16 protein-coding genes and 1 pseudogene are annotated in these 18,936 nt (G+C 62.2%); 5 read left to right on the top strand and 12 right to left on the bottom strand.

Annotated features, from left to right (window positions below; all coding sequences use genetic code 11):
• Nucleotides 1–475 precede the first annotated feature (475 nt).
• On the top strand, nucleotides 476–1,888 hold the full coding sequence (locus KFO72_RS17865) for a methyl-accepting chemotaxis protein (RefSeq protein WP_062915282.1): 1,413 nt from the start codon (nucleotides 476–478) through the stop codon (nucleotides 1,886–1,888).
• Nucleotides 1,889–1,980: 92 nt separating this feature from the next.
• Here the strand turns inward: KFO72_RS17865 and KFO72_RS17860 are convergent, their stop codons facing one another.
• From KFO72_RS17860 to KFO72_RS17845, 4 genes are all read right to left on the bottom strand, one after another.
• Complete coding sequence (locus KFO72_RS17860; protein WP_062915281.1) at nucleotides 1,981–2,799, bottom strand: ABC transporter permease subunit; 819 nt, start codon at nucleotides 2,797–2,799, stop codon at nucleotides 1,981–1,983.
• The gene (locus KFO72_RS17855; RefSeq protein ID WP_060601192.1) at nucleotides 2,799–3,728 is read right to left on the bottom strand and encodes an ABC transporter permease subunit; all 930 of its coding nucleotides are present in this window, start codon (nucleotides 3,726–3,728) and stop codon (nucleotides 2,799–2,801) included. The genes KFO72_RS17860 and KFO72_RS17855 overlap by 1 nt, the downstream gene beginning before the upstream one ends.
• Complete coding sequence (locus KFO72_RS17850) at nucleotides 3,725–4,888, bottom strand: ABC transporter ATP-binding protein (protein WP_225032694.1); 1,164 nt, start codon at nucleotides 4,886–4,888, stop codon at nucleotides 3,725–3,727. Before KFO72_RS17850 ends, KFO72_RS17855 begins: the two co-directional genes overlap by 4 nt.
• Before the next feature lie 115 nt (nucleotides 4,889–5,003).
• Nucleotides 5,004–6,104, bottom strand: a complete 1,101-nt coding sequence (locus KFO72_RS17845; RefSeq protein WP_054934521.1) for a polyamine ABC transporter substrate-binding protein — start codon at nucleotides 6,102–6,104, stop codon at nucleotides 5,004–5,006.
• 547 nt (nucleotides 6,105–6,651) lie between these two features.
• Between KFO72_RS17845 and KFO72_RS17840 the strand changes: the two genes are divergently transcribed.
• The 3 genes and pseudogenes from KFO72_RS17840 (at nucleotide 6,652) to KFO72_RS17830 (ending at nucleotide 8,651) form a co-directional block, all read left to right on the top strand.
• Nucleotides 6,652–7,953: an Nramp family divalent metal transporter gene (locus KFO72_RS17840; RefSeq protein WP_054934520.1), complete on the top strand. Its 1,302-nt coding sequence runs from the start codon at nucleotides 6,652–6,654 to the stop codon at nucleotides 7,951–7,953.
• A gap of 254 nt (nucleotides 7,954–8,207) precedes the next feature.
• Nucleotides 8,208–8,345, top strand: a pseudogene (locus KFO72_RS17835) (phospholipase); the annotation flags it as partial.
• Nucleotides 8,346–8,447: 102 nt separating this feature from the next.
• The gene (locus tag KFO72_RS17830; protein WP_054934518.1) at nucleotides 8,448–8,651 is read left to right on the top strand and encodes a DUF1289 domain-containing protein; all 204 of its coding nucleotides are present in this window, start codon (nucleotides 8,448–8,450) and stop codon (nucleotides 8,649–8,651) included.
• A 119-nt stretch (nucleotides 8,652–8,770) separates the two neighbouring features.
• On the opposite strand, the gene KFO72_RS17825 is transcribed toward KFO72_RS17830, so the two are convergent.
• From KFO72_RS17825 to KFO72_RS17805, 5 genes are all read right to left on the bottom strand, one after another.
• Nucleotides 8,771–9,415 (bottom strand): OmpW/AlkL family protein, encoded by a 645-nt coding sequence (locus KFO72_RS17825; RefSeq protein WP_054934517.1) that lies wholly within the window; start codon nucleotides 9,413–9,415, stop codon nucleotides 8,771–8,773.
• Between the two features lie 96 nt (nucleotides 9,416–9,511).
• A complete protein-coding gene (locus KFO72_RS17820) occupies nucleotides 9,512–10,702 on the bottom strand; it encodes an NAD(P)H-dependent flavin oxidoreductase (protein WP_054934516.1) in 1,191 nt (396 codons plus the stop codon).
• 185 nt (nucleotides 10,703–10,887) lie between these two features.
• On the bottom strand, nucleotides 10,888–12,324 hold the full coding sequence (locus KFO72_RS17815) for an aldehyde dehydrogenase family protein (protein ID WP_225032693.1): 1,437 nt from the start codon (nucleotides 12,322–12,324) through the stop codon (nucleotides 10,888–10,890).
• 170 nt (nucleotides 12,325–12,494) lie between these two features.
• Nucleotides 12,495–14,087, bottom strand: coding sequence for an ABC-F family ATPase (locus tag KFO72_RS17810; protein WP_060601204.1), 1,593 nt, complete (start codon nucleotides 14,085–14,087; stop codon nucleotides 12,495–12,497).
• Nucleotides 14,088–14,185: 98 nt separating this feature from the next.
• Nucleotides 14,186–15,094: an NAD(P)-dependent oxidoreductase gene (locus KFO72_RS17805; RefSeq protein WP_082845360.1), complete on the bottom strand. Its 909-nt coding sequence runs from the start codon at nucleotides 15,092–15,094 to the stop codon at nucleotides 14,186–14,188.
• A gap of 172 nt (nucleotides 15,095–15,266) precedes the next feature.
• Between KFO72_RS17805 and KFO72_RS17800 the strand changes: the two genes are divergently transcribed.
• Nucleotides 15,267–15,476 carry a dodecin gene (locus tag KFO72_RS17800; RefSeq protein WP_035990918.1) on the top strand — a complete coding sequence of 70 codons (210 nt, stop codon included), beginning with the start codon at nucleotides 15,267–15,269 and terminating at the stop codon, nucleotides 15,474–15,476.
• Nucleotides 15,477–15,675: 199 nt separating this feature from the next.
• Here KFO72_RS17800 and KFO72_RS17795 read toward each other — a convergent pair whose 3' ends face one another.
• The 3 genes from KFO72_RS17795 to KFO72_RS17785 form a co-directional block, all read right to left on the bottom strand.
• The gene (locus KFO72_RS17795; protein WP_054934512.1) at nucleotides 15,676–16,770 is read right to left on the bottom strand and encodes a BMP family ABC transporter substrate-binding protein; all 1,095 of its coding nucleotides are present in this window, start codon (nucleotides 16,768–16,770) and stop codon (nucleotides 15,676–15,678) included.
• A 77-nt stretch (nucleotides 16,771–16,847) separates the two neighbouring features.
• Nucleotides 16,848–17,777 (bottom strand): ABC transporter permease, encoded by a 930-nt coding sequence (locus tag KFO72_RS17790; protein ID WP_054934511.1) that lies wholly within the window; start codon nucleotides 17,775–17,777, stop codon nucleotides 16,848–16,850.
• Between the two features lie 24 nt (nucleotides 17,778–17,801).
• On the bottom strand, nucleotides 17,802–18,902 hold the full coding sequence (locus KFO72_RS17785; RefSeq protein ID WP_225032692.1) for an ABC transporter permease: 1,101 nt from the start codon (nucleotides 18,900–18,902) through the stop codon (nucleotides 17,802–17,804).
• Nucleotides 18,903–18,936 lie beyond the last annotated feature (34 nt).

Here is an 18,936-nt window from a genome sequence, read left to right as displayed (position 1 = left end):
CGTAACAGCGCTTCGTCGCCCACGAGGCCCACTGCGGTTCATCGTGCTCCGCGTGACAGTGCATTGCATTCTGCTTCAGGTTCAGCCGCCGCCCAGCAGACGCAGCAGGCCCCACAGGAACTTGCAGACCATGACGATCAATTCCCATAGATACAACAGCTGTTCCCAGCCAGAGACGCGCGCAAAGGATTCGATCATGGGTTTGGTTGGCGGATTCGACAGACATCTGGCACGGCTCGCGCGCGGACACCGGCGATCGTACCCGATTCGACTCCGGGATAGTCCCTATCAAGCAGTTCCGTAAGGAGCCGTTGAGAACCCGTAAGCGTGTAAGACGACGTGCACTTCATTTGCCGCAGCCGATCTGCGACATGCAGATCAGTGCGCGTCATCCTGCTTGCGACATGAACTTGTACACATACAACGGATACCAGGTCGGCGTGCGCCAGCGCCGCGCCGTTCAGGAGACTTGCCCATGACGGGTCTTTTCACTCGCCGCCGGCGCCGCAGCGGCGCCACCTTGTCCGTTGTCGGCGATATCGCCTCGCAGGCGGGCAAGCTCGGCATCGAGATCTGCGACGTCTCCGGTCATATCGAAGAAGTCGCCACCCGGGTCGAACGGCAAGCGGGCGTGTGCCAGACCCTTCGCCAGTCGGCGGCAGCGACGCTCGCCGGCAATCACCGCATCGCCGCCGCGGCCCGCGAAATGCGCGCGGTCACCGCGCAGGCCGCGGGTGACGTCGAGACCTCGCAGCAGACGCTCGAAGCGTCGCTGTCGGATATTCATGGGCTTGTCGAAGGCGTGACGGTGATCGAGAGCCAGATCGGCGCGTTACGCGCAGCGCTGTCGCACGTGAGCCGCGTGTCGGAGGAGATATCGCTGATCGCGCGCCAGACGCATCTGCTTGCGCTGAATGCCGCAATCGAAGCCGCGCGCGCGGGCGAATTCGGCAAAAGCTTCGCGGTGGTCGCCGCCGAGGTGAAGACGCTATCGGCGAAGACCGCGCAGGCAACGGGTCAGATCGAAACGACGCTGGCGCAACTCACCGAGCAGACCGAGCGCCTGATCACCGAAGGCGCCGAGAACACGGCACGCGCGCAGCGGGTACGCGAAGGCACGCGGATGATCGGCGACGTCGTGCATTCGACAGGTCACGCAATCATGCAATTGAATGCAGAGGCGAACCAGATCGCGACGCTGTCCGGCGAAATCGAAGATCAATGCAATGCATTCGAGTCACAAGTGCTCGATATTGCCACCGACGTCGAACATTCCGGCGAAAACTTCGTGCAGGCGAAGAACCGGCTCGGCAATCTGCTCGGCGTATCGGAAAACCTGATCGAACTGACGGCGGCCACGGGCGTCGCAACGGCGGACACACCGTTCATCGACGCCGTCGAACAGGCCGCCGCAAAAGCAGGCAAACTGTTCGAAGCGGCTGTCGCGCGGGGCGAACTGTCGATGAACGACCTGTTCGACGATCGCTATGTGCCCGTGCCGGGCACGAATCCGCAGCAGTTCACGACGCGTTTCACCGACCTCACCGACCGCGTCCTGCCGTTGATCCAGGAGCCCATCCTCGAACTCGATCCGCGTGTCGCGTTCTGCGCGGCCGTCGACACGCGCGGCTACCTGCCCACCCACAATCTCAAGTTCTCGCAGCCGCAGCGCGGCGATCCCCTCTGGAATGCCGCGAACTGCCGCAACCGGCGGATGTTCAACGACCGCACCGGCCTCGCTGCCGGGACCAGTACGAAACGCTTCCTGCTGCAAACCTATCGGCGCGACATGGGCGGTGGCGAATATGCGCTGATGAAGGACGCGTCAGCGCCTATCTTCGTCAACGGCCGGCACTGGGGTGGATTGCGGATCGGATATCGAATCTGAGCGCGGGAATCGTGCATCACGCCCGCGGATGAAGACTCGCTTTGCCGGCGCCCACGCAGACGCCGGCAAAGGACATGAAACAGCGGGATGAACTACACAGCCATAGCCAGGCGCCGCTTCTCGGCGCGCTGCATGAAGTGATTTGCCACCACGACGCCGACGGTGACGACTGCAATGAACAACGTCGCCAGCGCGTTCATCTCCGGGTTCAGCCCCAGCCGCACGCGCGAGAACACCACCAGCGGCAGCGTCGTCGAACCCGGCCCGGACAGGAACGCGGACAGCACCAGATCGTCGATCGACAGCGTGAACGACAGCAGCCATCCGGCAATCAATGCCTGCGAGATCAGCGGCAGCGTGATGAAGAAAAATACACGTACCGGCGTGGCGCCTAGATCCAGTGCTGCTTCCTCGAGCGACGGATGCAGGTCACGCACGCGCGACTGCACAATAATCGCGACGTACGAAATGCACAGCATGACGTGGCCGATCCAGATCGTGAAGATGCCGCGTCCCGCCGGCCACCCGAGCCACTTGCCCATTTCGATGAACAGCAGCAGCAGCGAAATGCCCTGGATCACTTCCGGAATCACGAGTGGCGCATTGATCATCCCCGTGTACAGCGTGAAGCCGCGAAACCGCCCCATGCGCGCGAGCACGAAGCCGGCCCACGTGCCGATGATCACCGACGCGAACGCCGTCAGCAACGCCACGCGCAGCGACAGCCACGCGGCATTGATCAGCTCCTCGTCCTGCAACAAAGCGGCATACCAGCGCGTCGAGAACCGCGTCCACACCGTCACGAGTTGCGACTCGTTGAACGAATACACGACGAGGCTGATGATCGGCACGTACAGGAACGCGAAGCCGATTGCGAGTGCAATGAACTGCAATACACGATTTGGCTTCATCAGCGTCGCTCCTCCAGTTCCTTCGCCTGCGAATACTGGAAAAGCGCCATCGGCACGAGCAGCAGCAGCACCATAGCGCAGGTGACGGCGGACGCCATCGGCCAGTCTGCATTGTCGAAGAACTCATTCCACATTACGCGGCCGATCATCAGCGTATTCGCGCCCCCGAGCAGTTCAGGAATCACGTACTCGCCCACGGCAGGAATGAACACCAGCAGACAGCCCGCGATGATGCCGTTCTTCGACAGCGGCAGCGTGATCTGCCAGAACGCCCGCCACGGCTTCGCGCCGAGATCGTATGCGGCCTCGAGCAGCGTCAGGTCCATCTTCACGAGATGCGCGTAGAGCGGCATCACGAGGAACGGCAGGTACGAATAGACCATGCCGATATAGACGGCCGTGTTCGTGTGATACAGCTCGATTGGCGAATGAATCAGCCCGATCGACATCAGGAAGTTGTTCAGCAGCCCATTGTTCTTCAGGATGCCAATCCACGCGTACACGCGAATCAGGAACGAGGTCCAGAACGGCAGCATCACCGCCATCATCAGGATGTTGCGCGTGCCGGGGTTCGAGCGCGCGATGTAGTACGCCATCGGATAGCCGAGCAGCAGGCACAGCAGCGTCGAGATCCCCGCGACCACCACCGAGTTCACATACGTCGCGAAGTACAGGCTGTCCTGTAGCAGAAACGCGTAGTGCGAGAGGTCGAGGGCGACATGAATCACGCCGTCCTTGAACGACGTCAGTTCCGTGTACGGCGGAATGCCGAGCTGCAGATCAGCGAAGCTGATCTTCACCACCAGCAGGAACGGCACGAGGAAAAACAGCAGCAGCCAGATGAACGGCCCGGCGACGACGGCCGTGCTGCCCGTCAGATTGAAGCGGCGCACGGGCCACGTCATGAACGAATGCAGCGCGCTCTTCATGATGTCAGCACCACCCCCGCCGATGCGCTCCAGCGCACGTACACTTCATCGCCCCACGTCGGCGTTTCGATTTCCGACAACGCGAGACTCGACACGCTCGCGATCACCGTCTTGCCCGCGTCGAGCTTCACGTGATACAGCGAGTAGCCGCCCATGTACGCGATGTTCGTGACGACGCCCTTGCCCCAGTTGAACGCGCCTTCAGGCGGCTTGCGCGTGAGCGCGATGCGCTCCGGACGCACCGAAATCGTCACGGGCATGCCGAGCGGCCCCGTGATGCCGTGGCTCACGTACAGCCGCACGGGCAGATCGGCCGTTTCAATGTACACGTGATCCGGCTCGTCCTCGACGACATTGCCGTCGAACAGATTCGTCGAACCGATGAATTCCGCCGAGAAGCGGCTGTTCGGATACTCGTAGACCTCGTTGGGCGTGCCGAGCTGCACGATCTCGCCTTCGCTCATCACGGCGAGGCGGCCCGCCATCGTCATCGCTTCCTCCTGATCGTGCGTGACCATGATGCAGGTGACGCCGACCTTGTCGAGAATATTGACGAGCTCGATCTGGGTGCGCTGGCGGATCTGCTTGTCGAGCGCGGACATCGGCTCGTCGAGCAGCAGCAGCTTCGGCCGCTTGACCAGCGAGCGCGCCAGCGCGACGCGCTGCTGCTGGCCACCCGACAGCTGATGCGGCTTGCGTTTCGCGAAGCGCGCCATCTGCACGAGCTCCAGCGCGGCCTGCACGCGCTCCTTCAGCTCGGCCTTCGGCACGCCTTCCTGCTTGAGGCCGAACGCGACATTCGATTCGACCGTCATGTGCGGAAAGAGCGCGTACGACTGGAACATCATGTTGACGGGACGCCGGTATGGCGGCATCTGCGCGAGGTCTTCACCGTCGATCAGGATCTTGCCCGAGGTGACCGTTTCCAGCCCGGCGAGCATGCGCAACAGCGTGGACTTGCCGCAACCGGAACTGCCGAGCAGCGCGAACAGCTCGCCCTTCCTCACCGACAGGTTGACACCCTTGACCGCGACCGTCTCGCCGAATTTCTTCACGACGTCGACGATCTGCACGAAATTGTCCGCTGCGTTCTGCGCAGCGGCGGAATTGCCCGAGGACGACACGCCGGCCCCTGCCAGCACGTTCGACTGGTCACTCATGATCTGCTGCTTCTCTCCCTGCATTTGACGAACAAAGCCCCCGGCTGGATACCGAGGGCTTCATGATGATGCTTGCCTGCACTATCGTCTGGCTCAGACTGGCTCAGTGACGAGGTCAGCGGCCGGACTTGAACTCGGTCCACAGCCGCGTCTGCAGACGCTGGATTTCAGGCGGCAGCGGCTTCAACAGGAACAGCGTCTTGACGACGTCCGCCGGCGGATAGACGGCGGGATCGTTCGCGACATCCTTGTCCACGTACTTGCGCGCTTCCGTGTTCGCGCTCGGATAGTAGACGGCGTTGGTGATGGCCGCGTGGACCTGCGGCGTCTCGATGTAGTTGATCCATTCCATCGCCGCTTCCTTGTTCTTCGCGTCCTTCGGGATCGCCATCACGTCGAACCACACGGGCGCGCCGCCCTTCGGAATGTAGTAGTCGATCTTGTACGCCTTCTTCGCTTCCGCCGCGCGATGCTTCGCGATCACGACGTCGCCCGACCAGCCGTAGGCGAAGCAGATGTCGCCGCCGACCATGTCGTTGATGTAGCCCGACGAGTTGAACTGCGTGATGTACGGACGGATCTTCTTCATCATCGCGAGCGCTTCGCGATAGTCGGCCGGGTTCGTGCTCATCGGATCCTTGCCGATGTAATGCAGCGCGGCCGCGAACATCTGGTCGGGCGCGTCGAGCACGGAGACGCCGCATGCCTTGAGCTTCGAAATGTTTTCCGGCTTGAACAGGACGTCCCAGTTGTCGAGCGCGACGCCCTTGCCGAGAATCTGCTGCGCCTTGGTGACGTTGTAGCCGAGGCCCGTCGTGCCGTATGCCCAGGGCACCGAGAACTTGTTGCCCGGGTCCGCGCCCGCGACGAGCGCCATCAGCGCGGGGTCGAGATACTTGAGGTTCGGGATCTTCGACTTGTCGAGCGGCGCGAAGATGCCCGCTGCGATCTGCTTGCCCGCGTAGTTGCTGGTCGGCACGACGATGTCGTAGCCTGAGTTGCCCGTCAGCAGCTTGGCCTGCAGCGTGTCGTCGCTATCGTAGTTGTCGTACTTGACCTGAATGCCCGTCTGCTTGGTGAAGTTCGGAATCGTGTCCTTGGCGATGTAGTCCGACCAGTTGTACACATTGAGTTGTGTATCTTTTGCCGCCGCCGACAGGAAAGGCGTCGCGCACAGTACCAGCGCAGCCAGTTGGCCCACCACCCGTTTCTTCATTCCGTTCTCCGTTCTGACCAGCGCGAACCGGTCGCTTACCCCGCTTCAAGCCGCTGTGCGCTGCCTGCGGCTACCCTTGAAAAACCCGAAAACTACCATCAATCGATGCCCGATTCAAAAAAAACCGCCAGATGTCGCGCAAAGGGTACAGCGCGCGGTTCTGTGACCGGGTTCCGGCTTACAGCCGGATTCCATGCGGTTCCGGCATCGAGCCTGCCTCCGGCGGCCTGTCGAGGCTGAACAGAGGCACTCCGTCCCGCCACATGCATCCGGTCGGCACAGCCGGCACGCCGCTGCAAAATTGGCCGCAATTTTATCGGGTTATCGCGTCCTGTCCACCCGAAAAAAACCTTGCTTCCTGCATCGAGCCTTCCTGCGCCTTGCTCGCCCCTGAAGCGGACTGCATCCCGCCCCTTACCCTCTTTCACCATCACTATAGACTGTCAAATTGGCCCAGATAGTGGTCGCGGCTTTATGCATCCGGGTGCAGTGGACTGCATGGCATGCCGATTGCCCCGTGGAGTGCGTCTTTCACCGTCACAGTGCAATGAACTCGAACCCGTTCGCGTTGGATCCGTCCCGCCGCCGGCGCCGCCCAGGCTCGAAGCCGCCGCGCCGCGGCACCTGGCTGCCGTTCGTCGGCTCGGGCGCGCTGGTCGCGATCGGCTATATGGACCCCGGCAACTGGGCGACCGCGCTCGCGGGGGGCGCGAGCTACGGTTACACGCTGCTGAGCGTCGTCATCATGTCAAGCCTGATGGCGATGCTGCTGCAGTGGGTGTCGTCGCGCCTCGGCGTAGTGACGGGCCGCGACCTCGCGCAGCTGTGCCGCGAGCGCACCGGTCCGCGCATGACGCTATTCCTGTGGATCACGAGCGAGATCGCGATCATCGCGTGCGATGTCGCCGAGGTGGTCGGCAGCGCGGTCGCGCTGCAGCTGCTGTTCGGCGTGTCGCTGACGGCGGGTGTGCTGATGTCGGCAGTCGGCACCTTCGCGATGCTCGCCTTGCAACGGCACGGACAGCGCACGCTGGAGACGGTGGTGGTCGCGCTGATCCTGTTCGTCGGCCTGTGCTTCGTGATCGAACTGGTGCTCGCGCGGCCCGACTGGCGAGCCGCGCTGACGGGTGCGGCGCCCAGCCCGGAACTGCTGCGCAATGCCGGCATGGTATGGCTCGCGGCGGGCATTCTGGGCGCCACGGTGATGCCACACAACCTGTATTTGCATTCGTCACTCGTCAAAACGCACGCGCGCTCCGCCAGCGACGCCGACATTGCCGATGCCTTGCGCGGCGTCAACTTCGGCACCTTCAGCGCGCTTTCATTGGCTTTCGTGATCAATGCGGCGCTGCTCGTCGTGTCAGCGGCCGTCTTCCACGCGAGCGGCCATCGCGCCGTGACCGACCTTGCCGATGCGCACCGGTTGATCGCGCCCATCGTCGGTTCGCACTGGGCGGCTATCCTGTTCGCCGCTGCGCTGCTCGCGTGCGGCCTGAGCGCGACCGTGACGGGCACGCTGGCGGGTCAGGCGGTCATGGAAGGCTTCCTGCAGATCCGCCTGCCGCGCTGGCAACGCGCGCTGCTCACGCGCGCGCTGGCGATCGGCCCGGCGCTCGTCGCTGTCGGGCTGTTCGGGCCGCACGGCTCGGCACAGTTGCTGGTAGCGAGCCAGGTGGTGCTGAGCCTGCAACTGCCGCTCGCCGTCGTGCCCTTGATCCGCTTCGGGTCGGACAGCCAGCTGATGCACGGCTGGCGCGTGCGCGGCGCCCCGCTCGCACTCGCGTGGATGTGCGCCGCGGGCATCATTGCACTGAATGGCGCGTTGATCTGGGAAACAGCGACCGGTTGACTGGACGCGTCCAGATGCATTCGATTGCCGCCCGCTTCGTTGCATGCGCGCGTGCGGCGCGCGCTTTGTAAGTCGTCTTTTACAATGACTTGATCGCGATCCGTGTCGGGACACTGCATCGAGCCGCTACACGCGATTGCGCCGCAAGTATGAAAATGCATTGAGGACGTTTGCAGCAAAGTGCAATGCAAGGCAATGCAATGCATACTGAGTTCGTCGCAGATCTCGTCGTCGACGGTTCTGCAGCGTGCACATTGGCCAGGCTGCTCGGCAGCAGCGCATGGGGTGAGTATCTGTGGGTCGGCTACTTCAACGGCTACAGCGAAGATCTGCTGGACTACAACAAGCGTCAGCATTGGATGGCGCGTATCGGCTACAGCATCGCGCGATGAAGTCCAATGCATGTCGGCCGAGCGCGAAATGGGTGCAGGAAGCCGACTGCGCTTTTGGTTTACCATAGCGGACCGCACGCATTTCCCGTTCAAGGTATCTCGATGTCATCGAATCTGCACGACCTTCCCGACAGCCCCTGCATCGGCGTCTGCTCGACGCTTTTCGACGAAGTCTGCAAAGGGTGCGGCCGCACGGCGACGGAAGTATCGAACTGGGTGTTTCTGACCGATGAGGAAAAGCGTGCCGTCTGGACGCGGATCGAGCTCGAAGGCACGGCGATGCGATTCAAATTCGACAAGCTGTGATGCATCGCCTGTTGGGCGGATGCACCGCGCCGCTGCGCATGCACTGATCCGCCAGGCGAAAACGCCGGCTCATAACGAGCCGGCGTTTTTCATTGCATCAACGTTGAGACGAGCGGTACTCAGAACTTCATCCCGACACCCACGCCGACGATCAACGGATCGATATGCAGCGTGCCGAGCGATGCACCATTGAGCGATGCATCCGTCTTCATCCAGACCTTCTTCACATCGACGTTCGCGAACACCGATTTCGTCAACTGCACGTCGACGCCTATCTGCAGTGCCGGACCAAAACTGCTGCGCTTGACGGAAATCTGCTGGTCGCCCGCATGCAGCCCGTCGTTGTAGAAGTACGTGTAGTTCACGCCCGCGCCGACATAAGGCCGAACCTGCCCCTGATGATTGAAGTGATACTGCAGCAGCAGCGTAGGCGGCAGCACGTTGACGCCGCCCAGGTCGCCGAGGTTCGAAGTCAGTTGATGCCGCGACGTGCCGAGAATGAGTTCCACGCCGATGTTGTCGCGAATCATGTATGTGAAGTCGAGTTCAGGCACGGTCGCGTTGTTGACGTCGACATTCAGGGCGGACAGCGTGTCGCTCGTACGCACCTGCGGCATGATACTGATTGCGCGCAGACGCACGAGTATGTCGCCGGCATGAATGCCCGAAGTCGGGTCGCCGTCTGCCGCGAATGCGTGTGAAGTCATTAGCGCCAGCCCGGCTGTGCACAATGCTGCCCCGATGGATCGAATTTTCTTGTTCATAAGCTACCCTGATTTTCTTGTGTGGTTGCGCGAGGTGCGAAGAATCGCGCACGTGAGCATTGTCGGCATTCCCCTACGCGTGCTCTTTGACCCCCGTCAACCCAGCGAAAACGCAAGCCGCCCTGCGACCACCGGTCGCGCCGCGCCTGTCAGCAGCAGTTCGAGAAGATCGCGCACGCTGCGGATCGCAGTGCCGAACGGCAAGGCTTCGCGTCCACGAAAAAACAGGCCGTTGTTCACGTCGCCGCGCAGTGCAGCCGCAAGGCGCGTATCGATGCAGAAGTGCCCGAATTTTTCAATGCCGTCGCGCAAACCACATGCACTCAGGCATTCGAGTGCGGTCGGGCACGCGCGTGTGAGTGCACCGATTTTTGTGCGGATGCGCGATTCGTTGCGCAGATAGCGTTCGAGCCACGGCGTCTTCACGGCGCGCGCCGGCAGGCCCGTCACGCTGACGAACTCGACGATGTCTTCGGACGTCGCATCGGCCAGCACGCGCTTGAAATTCGGATGGGCATCGCCCTCTTCGGTGACGGCGAACGGCGTGCCAATCTGCACGCCGTTCGCGCCTGCTTCGAGACACGCACGCACCGCTTCATGACTGTTGATGCCGCCTGCAACGATCACCGGCACTTCACTTCGACTGATCTGCAGTGAAGTGAATATCTCGTCGATTTCCTGCAGTACGCGTGTGAACTCGAAACGCGCATCGTGCATGTCGTCGAGATTCGTCACGCCGAGGTGACCGCCTGCATGCGCCGGGTGCTCGATCACGATCGCATCGGGCAAGCGGCCCTTCTTCATCCACTTCCTGAGCACGACGCCAACGCCCCGGCTGTCGGACAGAATCGGGATCAACGCAATGTCGCGTCCTTGCGTCAGGTCGGGGAGATCGAGCGGCAGGCCTGCTCCCATGACGATCGCGTCCGCGCCCAGCTCACAGGCGATCCGGACATAGTCCGCATGCGCGTTGACCGCCTTCATCACGTTGACGGCAATCATGCCGCGCCCTTCGCTGAGGGTTCGGGCGGCATGAATCTCACGTGTAAGCGCGATGCGGTTGGCGTCTTCGAGCGTCGCGCGGTCGGGGGTCGCGCGGCAGCGCTCGAGCAGGTCCGCGTGGTGATGGCGCAAATCGATGCTGGCGATCGTGCCGAGTGCGCCTTCGCGCGCCACGCTGCCCGCAAGCCGATGCGCGGACACGCCGACACCCATGCCGCCCTGCACGATGGGTAACAGCGATCGCCCGCGAATCACGAGCGGTGCAAAGGGATGAGATGGAAACATGAGAGGCCTCCGTCGCCGATGGGATTCGACGAAAAGCCTCGATGGTCGCAACTGGCAAATGCAGTATCTTGCGTGAGGTCAAACAAAAAGCGCGTGCCGGCCATCGACACGCGCTTTCGTTGCGCTCCGTCATCGGTTGTGCGCGCGCGTCGACATGAATTGCCCCGTCTCGCGCTCATGCAAATCTATGCAGGCTTGTCCACCTTCAATTGCATCGACTTGTACTCCAGATACTCTTCGAGCCCGTAGGTGCCGTTCTCGCGCCCGTGTCCCGACTGCTTGTAGCCGCCGAACGGTGCGGCCATGTTCCATGCGCCGCCGTTGATATCGACCTGTCCGGTGCGGATACGCCGCGCGACGCGGATGGCGTGCTCATCGCTCCCCGCCCATACCGCGCCGCCGAGTCCGTACACCGAGTCGTTAGCAATGCGCACGGCTTCGTCTTCGTCCTTGTAAGTAAGGATGGTCAGCACGGGACCGAAGATTTCTTCCTGCGCAATCGTCGCCTTGGGATGCACGCGGCCGAACACCGTCGGTTTCACGAAAAAGCCCTTTGAGATTCCATCCGGCATGCCGGTGCCACCCGTGATGAGCTCGGCGCCTTCTTCGATGCCACGCGCAATATAGTGCTGTACACGAGACTGCTGCGCAGCCGAAGCCAGCGGACCCAGACGTGTCGTTTCGACGCGAGGATCGCCTGCGACAAATGCTTCGGCCGCCTTCTTCGCCAGGTCGCGCGCTTCGTCATAGCGCGATTCGGGCACGATCATGCGCGTGTGCGCCGAGCACGTTTGGCCCGAATTCAGGAAGCACGCGCCCACCGTGCCCTTGATCGCCGCAGCGAAATCCGCGTCGTCGAGAATGACCGACGCCGATTTGCCGCCTAGTTCCAGCGCAACTCGCTTCACCGACGCGGCCGCCAGTTCCGACACGCGCTTGCCAGCCCGTGTCGAGCCGGTGAACGACACCATATCGACGGATGGATGGCTCGCGAGCACTTCACCGACCACGGGACCATAGCCGCTCACCAGATTGAACACGCCGGCGGGCAGCCCGGCTTCATGAATTGCTTCCGCCAGCACGAAGGCATTCAGCGGCGCCACTTCCGACGGCTTGAGCACGATAGTGCAGCCAGCCGCAAGCGCGGCTGCCACCTTCAGCGTGACCTGGTTTAGCGGATAGTTCCACGGCGTAATCGCGGCAACGACGCCGACGGGTTCCCGCACGACGAGCGAATTGCCGACCTGCTCTTCGAACTCGAATTCACCCGCGAGCTTCGCATAGGCCCGCCAGTTATACACGGGACCGCCGACCTGTATCGCGCGGGTAAGCTTGATCGGCATGCCGACTTCACCGCAGATGTAGCCCGCGAGTTCATCGGTTCGCGCCTTGAGATTGTCTGCAATTTTTTGCAGGTACGCGCCGCGCTCCTTCGGCGGCGTCGCGGCCCAGCTGTCGAAAGCAGCGCGTGCAGCGGCAATGGCCGCCTCGGCATCGGCTTCGACGCCCTCGGGAATGCGGCCCATCACTTCTTCCGTGCTCGAGTCGATCACATCGATCATGCCTGTGCCGCACGGCTTGATCCATTTGCCGGCGATGTAGAAATGCTCGAAGGTCTTCATTGTCTTGCGTCCTGTCTCCTGGATAGTCTGTCCATTTTACTCGTGGCGAAACGACGCGATCGGACACGCACAAGAGGAATCGGCGCGAGAGCGCAAGATGCATCGGCAGCGGGCAATAAAAAACCCGCTTCGCAAGAAGCGGGTTTTCGCCTGAATCGATGCGGTAACGCTTACTGCACGCCCTGACTCGAAAGGAAGTCTTCGTAGTTGCCGCCGAAGTCAGTCAGCGTGCCATCCGTCTTCACCTCGATGATCCGGTTCGCCAACCCGCTCACGAATTCACGGTCGTGAGAAACGAAGATCAAAGTACCGTCGTATTTGTCCAGCGCGATCTGCAGCGATTCGATCGACTCCATGTCCATGTGGTTGGTCGGCTCGTCCATCAGCAGCACATTGTGGCGACCGAGCATCAGCTTACCCCAGATCATGCGGCCTTTCTCGCCGCCCGACAGCACTTTCACCGACTTCCTGATGTCGTCTGCATTAAACAGCAGCCGGCCCAGCGTGCCGCGCACCATCTGCTCGTCGTCGCCTTCCTTGCGGTACTGGTCGATCCAGTCCATCAGCGTGACGTCGCTCGGGAACTCTTCGTACGTGTCCTGCGGCATGTAGCCGACGTTCGCGTTTTCGGCCCACTTGACCGAACCATGGTCGACACTCAGATTACCGAGCAGCGAACGCAGCAGCGTCGTTTTGCCCGCGCCGTTCTCACCGATGATCGCGATGCGCTCGCCCGGTTGCACACTGAGGCTGAAGTTGCTGAAGATCGTGCGGTCGTACTTCTTCGTAATGCTGTCCGCGACCACTGCAATATTGTGCAGCTTCTTCTCGTACTCGAAGCGGATGAACGGGTTCTGACGCGACGACGGCTTGAATTCCTCGATCTTGATCTTGTCGATCATCTTCAGACGGCTGGTTGCCTGGCGTGCCTTCGACTTGTTGGCCGAGAAGCGGCGCACGAAATCCTGCAGGTCGGCGACACGTTCCTTGGCCTTTGCATTCGCAGCCTGCTGACGCTCGCGCGCCTGCGTGCTCGCGAGCATGTAGTCGTCGTAGTTGCCGGGGTAGACCTTCAGCGTGCCGTAGTCCATGTCCGCCATGTGCGTGCAGACCTGGTTCAGGAAGTGTCGATCGTGCGAGATGATGATCATCGTCGAGTCGTACTCGTTCAGCACGTCTTCGAGCCAGCGGATCGAGTTGATGTCCAGATTGTTGGTCGGTTCGTCGAGCAGCAACACGTCCGGCTTCGAGAACAGCGCCTGCGCGAGCAGTACGCGCAGCTTCCAGCCCGGCGCGACGTTGCTCATCGGACCATTGTGCAGGTCTATCGAGATACCGATGCCGAGCAGCAGTTCACCCGCGCGCGCTTCGGCCGTGTAGCCGTCGTACTCGGCGAACTTCGCTTCCAGTTCGGCTGCGTGCATGTAGTCGTCGTCGGTCGCTTCCGGGTTCGCGTAGATCGCGTCGCGTTCGGTCATCGCCGCCCACATTTCCGTGTGGCCCATCATCACGACGTCGAGCACGCGCACGTCTTCGTAAGCGAACTGGTCCTGGCGCAGCTTGCCGAGACGAACGTTCGGCTCGAGCATCACGTTGCCCGAGCTTTGCTCCAGATCGCCGCCCAGGATCTTCATGAACGTCGACTTACCACAACCGTTCGCGCCGATCAGGCCGTAGCGGTTGCCTTCGCCGAATTTGACCGAGATGTTCTCGAACAGGGGCTTCGGCCCGAATTGCATGGTGATGTTGGCAGTAGACAGCACGGCGCGTCCCTTTGAATGATAGATCGGCGAAAAACCTAGTATTTTAGCAGGTTATCGCATCACGCGCGCCGCGCTCCAGGCCTGCCGCGAGCGTCCTGCTACCCTTTTTTACGCGGCGTGTGCAACACGTCGATGAAACCGGACAAATCTGCATCCGCCAGTCCCATGGCTGCACCGAGACGCAACAGTTGCTGCACTGCGCCCGAAACCGGCATTGGAGTGCCTGTTTCGTAAGCGGCGGCGGCAATGGTGTCTACATCCTTCTGGAACGTGCTCAGCGCGCCGATGGGCGGCTGACCCGACTCCGTCATGCGCGGCACGAAGGTCTGCAGCAGCACCGAGTCGGCCCAGCCGCCAGCGAGCGCCTGCGTCAGCCGTGCGGCGTCGATGCCGCTGCGCTGCGCGAGGCTGACGGCCTCGGCAATGGCCGCCACCGTCGACGTCACGATCGCCTGGTTGCACAGCTTGGTGGTCTGTCCCGCGCCCGCTGCGCCCATGTGCGTGACGCGAGCCGCATAGGACTCGATGACGGGCGTGACGGCCGTGACGTCAGCGGCCTCGCCGCCGGCCATGACAGCGAGCGTTCCGGCGATCGCGCCCGCCACGCCACCCGAGACGGGCGCGTCGATCCAGCCGATGTTCGCTTCCGCCGCCCGCGCGGCGAACGCGCGCGTCGCCGACGGTGGGATGCTGCCGTGATCGACGATCCAGCGCACGCGGCTGTTGCCTTTCGCCTCGAGCACGCCCGGTACGATGCCGTTCGCGCCGAACACGACTTCTTCGACAGCCGCCGCGTCGAGCACGCACAGGAAAATGGCTTCAGCCCTGCCGACGAGTCCAGCGGGTGTCGACGCGACCGCCGCGCCGTCCGCCACCAGTGCCTCCGCTTTGGCTCGCGTGCGGTTCCACACCTGCACTGCATGACCTGCACCCAGCAAATGACGAATCATGGGCGCCCCCATCAAGCCCGGTCCGCAAAAACCGATCTCCACTTCTCTCTCCTCCATTTAATGCACCGCACGCAACGGACTGCCTCCACCGCCGAACGACGGCATGTGAACTGTTCATCATACCGGCCGCATCGCGTTGCAGCATGCCGGGCACGCGATGTGCGGCATGAATCGCGTTCGACACGCAACAGTCATTGCCTATACTTTTTGGACCATCAGGAGGTGAATCATGAGCGACCACGTGTACAAGCAGATCGAGCTAACGGGCTCGTCAACGAAGTCCAGCGACGACGCGATCCGCTGCGCGATCGAAAAAGCCGGAAAAACACTGCGCAATCTGCACTGGTTCCAGGTCATCGAAACGCGCGGTCACATCGAAGACAACAAGGTCTCGCACTGGCAAGTGACACTGAAGGTCGGATTGCGGATCGACGATTGAGACCGGGAGAAGTCGCGCAGCGGGTTGCATGAAGCGTGCAGCCTGCAGGCGGCACGATCCGCGCAACCATGAAAAAAAGCTGCATCCGGTACAAAACCGGATGCAGCTTTTGGCGTTAGTGCATGACGCGACAGACGCGCACTGCATGCCTTTCAATCGCGGAAAGCAAACCCCGCACGAATCCCGCGTGCCTGCGGCGTCACTTCGGCAACGAACCGTCCACGCCTTCGACGTACCAGTTCAGACGCTGCAGTTCAGGATCGGCAAGCGTCTTCCCAGCCGGCACTTTCACTGCCCCCGTCTGGTCCTTGATCGGGCCCGTGAACACATCCCACTTGCCGCTTGCCAGTTCCGCGCGCTTCGCGTCGACATCCTTCATCGCGTTGGCGGGAATTGCCGTCGTGTTCATGTCTTCGAGATTGACGGCCTTCTGCGGAATGCCCCACCACACGGGATCGTTCTTCCACTTGCCGTCCAGCACCTGCTGGATCGCAGCCGAGTAGTACACGCCCCAGTGCGCGACCACCGAACCCAGATGCGCCTCGGGACCGAACTTCTTCATGTCCGAGTCCCAGCCGAATGCATGCACATGCTTTTCCGCAGCCGTTGCCAGCGTCGCGCTCGAATCGGTGTTCTGGAGCAGCACGTCCGCGCCCTGCCCGATCAGCGTTTCGGCGGCCTGCTTTTCCTTGCCCGGATCGAACCAGCTGTTGATCCAGATGACCTTCGTGTGCACCTTCGGGTTCACCGAACGCGCGCCGAGCGTGTATGCATTGATGTTGCGCACCACCTCAGGAATCGGCACGGAAGCGACGAAGCCGAGTGTATTCGTCTTCGTCACGTAACCAGCGGCGACGCCTGCCAGATAGGCACCCTGATACATGCGAACGTCGTACGTGCCGAAGTTTGCTGCCTTCTTGTAACCCGTTGCGTGGAGGAAGACCGTGTCCGGGAAGTCCTTCGCAACCTTGAGTTCGAAGTCCTGGAAGCCGAAGCTCGAACCGAAGATGATCTTGTTGCCCTTGTTTGCCAGATCGCGGAACACGCGCTCCGAGTCGGCGGACTCGGGCACGTTCTCGACACGCGTGATCTTGATCTTGTTGCCGAACTTCGCTTCCGCTTCCTTCGAGCCCTGGTCGTGCGCGTAGGTCCAGCCGGCATCGCCGGGGTTGCCGAGATACACGAATGCTACGCCAGGGACATCGGCCGCCTGCGCACTCTGCGTCAGCGCGCCGCCCGTCGCCAGCGTTGCGGCGGCCAACGCCAGTGCGCTCAGCATGGTTCTTTTCTTCATGTTTTCTCCTGTCGTCGAATCAGATGTTTTTACTTGATGAACTGGCATGCACTGTCATGCATCGCTGGACGCCGAGCTCAGCCCGCCGCGAAGAATGGCTTGCCGAGCGACGCGGGCGCATTCAGGCGAATCGTGTTCGGATTGCGCGAAATCAGCACGAGCACAACGACCGTTGCAACGTACGGCAGCATCGCGAGGAACTGCGTCGGCACCGGAACGCCGATCGCCTGTGCATAAAACTGCAGGCCCGTCACTGCCCCGAACAATAGTGCACCGATAAGCAGACGCCCCGGACGCCACGTCGCGAACACGACGAGCGCCAGCGCAATCCACCCACGACCTGAAGTCAACTGCTCCTGCCACAAATGCAGATTGACGATCGAGTAGTAGCCGCCGGCGAGCCCGGCCATCGCGCCGCCGAACAGCGTCGCGCCATAGCGCACGCCGATCACGGGAAACCCGACCGAATGCGCGACCTGCGGCGACTCGCCGACCGAGCGCAGCACCAGCCCGGCGCGCGTGCGATACAGAAACCAGCCGACGACGCCGAACATGATGAACGCGAGGTAGTCGAGCGGCGTCAGGCTGAATAGTGCAGGTCCGAGCACGGGAATCTTCGAGAGGCCGGGAATGACCCACGTGCCGATGGACTCGCGCACGGCCGCCGACGTGTACGGCTTGCCGACATAGGCCGACAGGCCGATGCCGAAGATCGTCAGCGAGAGCCCGGTCGCGACCTGGTTTGCGAGCATCGACAGCACGAGAAACGCGAACAGCAGCGACATTGCGATGCCCGCGCCGATCGCGGCGAGCACGCCGAGCCACGGGTTGCCCGTCACGGCCGTCACCGCGTAGCCGGTCACGGCGCCCATCAGCATCATCCCTTCCACGCCGAGGTTGAGCACGCCCGACTTCTCGGTGACGAGTTCGCCGACGCCGGCGAACATCAGCGGAATCGCTGCGACGACGGCACTCGACGTGAGCGCGCTGGCTTGTTGAATATCCATGAGATTTGATCTGTTTCGACGGTTTTACGATGCCGCGATGCCGCGACGGCGCACGCGATAGTTGACGAACAGGTCCGCACCGAGCAGACAGAACAGCAGCAGCCCCTGGAACACGCCCGACAACGCCTGCGGCAGCTGCATCGACGTCTGCACGGCTTCGCCGCCGAGGTAGAGCAAAGCCATCAGCAGACTCGCGAGCACGATGCCGACGGGATGCAGCCGTCCAACGAACACGACGATGATCGCCGTGAAGCCGTAGCCCGGCGACCACGTCGCCTGCAACTGGCCGATGGGACCGGAGATTTCGCCCATGCCCGCGAGTCCCGCGAGGCCGCCGCTGATCAGCAACGACGTCCAGATCGTTTTCTTGTCGGAGAAGCCTGCGTAGCGCGCGGCCAGCGGCGCAAGACCGCCGACGTTCATCCGGAAACCCGCGAAACTCTTGCGCATGAACAGCCACACGAGCGGGATCGCGACGATCGTCACGAAGATCGACGCGTTCAGCCGCGTGCCCTTCAGAAATTTCCAGTGCCAGTCTCCATAGAACGTCGGGTACAGTGCATCGCCTGAGAACATTTCGGAGAGCGGGAAATTCATACCCTGCGGGTCGCGCCAGGGACCGCTGACGAGATAGATCAGCAACTGCGTGGCCACGTAGGTGAGCATCAGGCTCGTGAGAATCTCGTTGGTGTTGAAGCGGCTTTTGAGCAGCGCGGGAATCGCGGCCCACGCCATGCCGCCCAGCACGCCCGCGATCATCATGGCCGGCAGGATCCACCAGCCGGTCGCCTGATCGAAGTAGATCGCGACACCGCTCGCCGCAATACCGCCGAGCAGCATCTGCCCTTCCGCGCCGATGTTCCACACGTTCGCGCGGTAGCCGATGGCAAGGCCCAGCGCGATCAGGCACAACGGCGACGCCTTCAGCAGCAGTTCGGCCCAGCCATTGACGCTCGACAGCGGCTCGATGAAAAACGCGGCCATCGCCTGCCCCGGGTCACGCCCGACGAGACTGAAAATCAGATAGCCGATCACAAGCGTGAGAAGCGCGGCGATCAGCGGCACGGCAAGCTGCATCGTTCGTGACGGCGACGTGCGGGCTTCGAGTCGATACGGAAGAATCATTGTGCGTGTTGTCGATGTTGTCTGTGCAGTTGCA

Source organism: Paraburkholderia sp. XV, assembly GCF_020177535.1.
GTDB lineage: Bacteria > Pseudomonadota > Gammaproteobacteria > Burkholderiales > Burkholderiaceae > Paraburkholderia > Paraburkholderia caribensis.
Note: the sequence above shows the minus strand (reverse complement) of the source record. Positions and strands in the feature narration are given on the sequence as shown.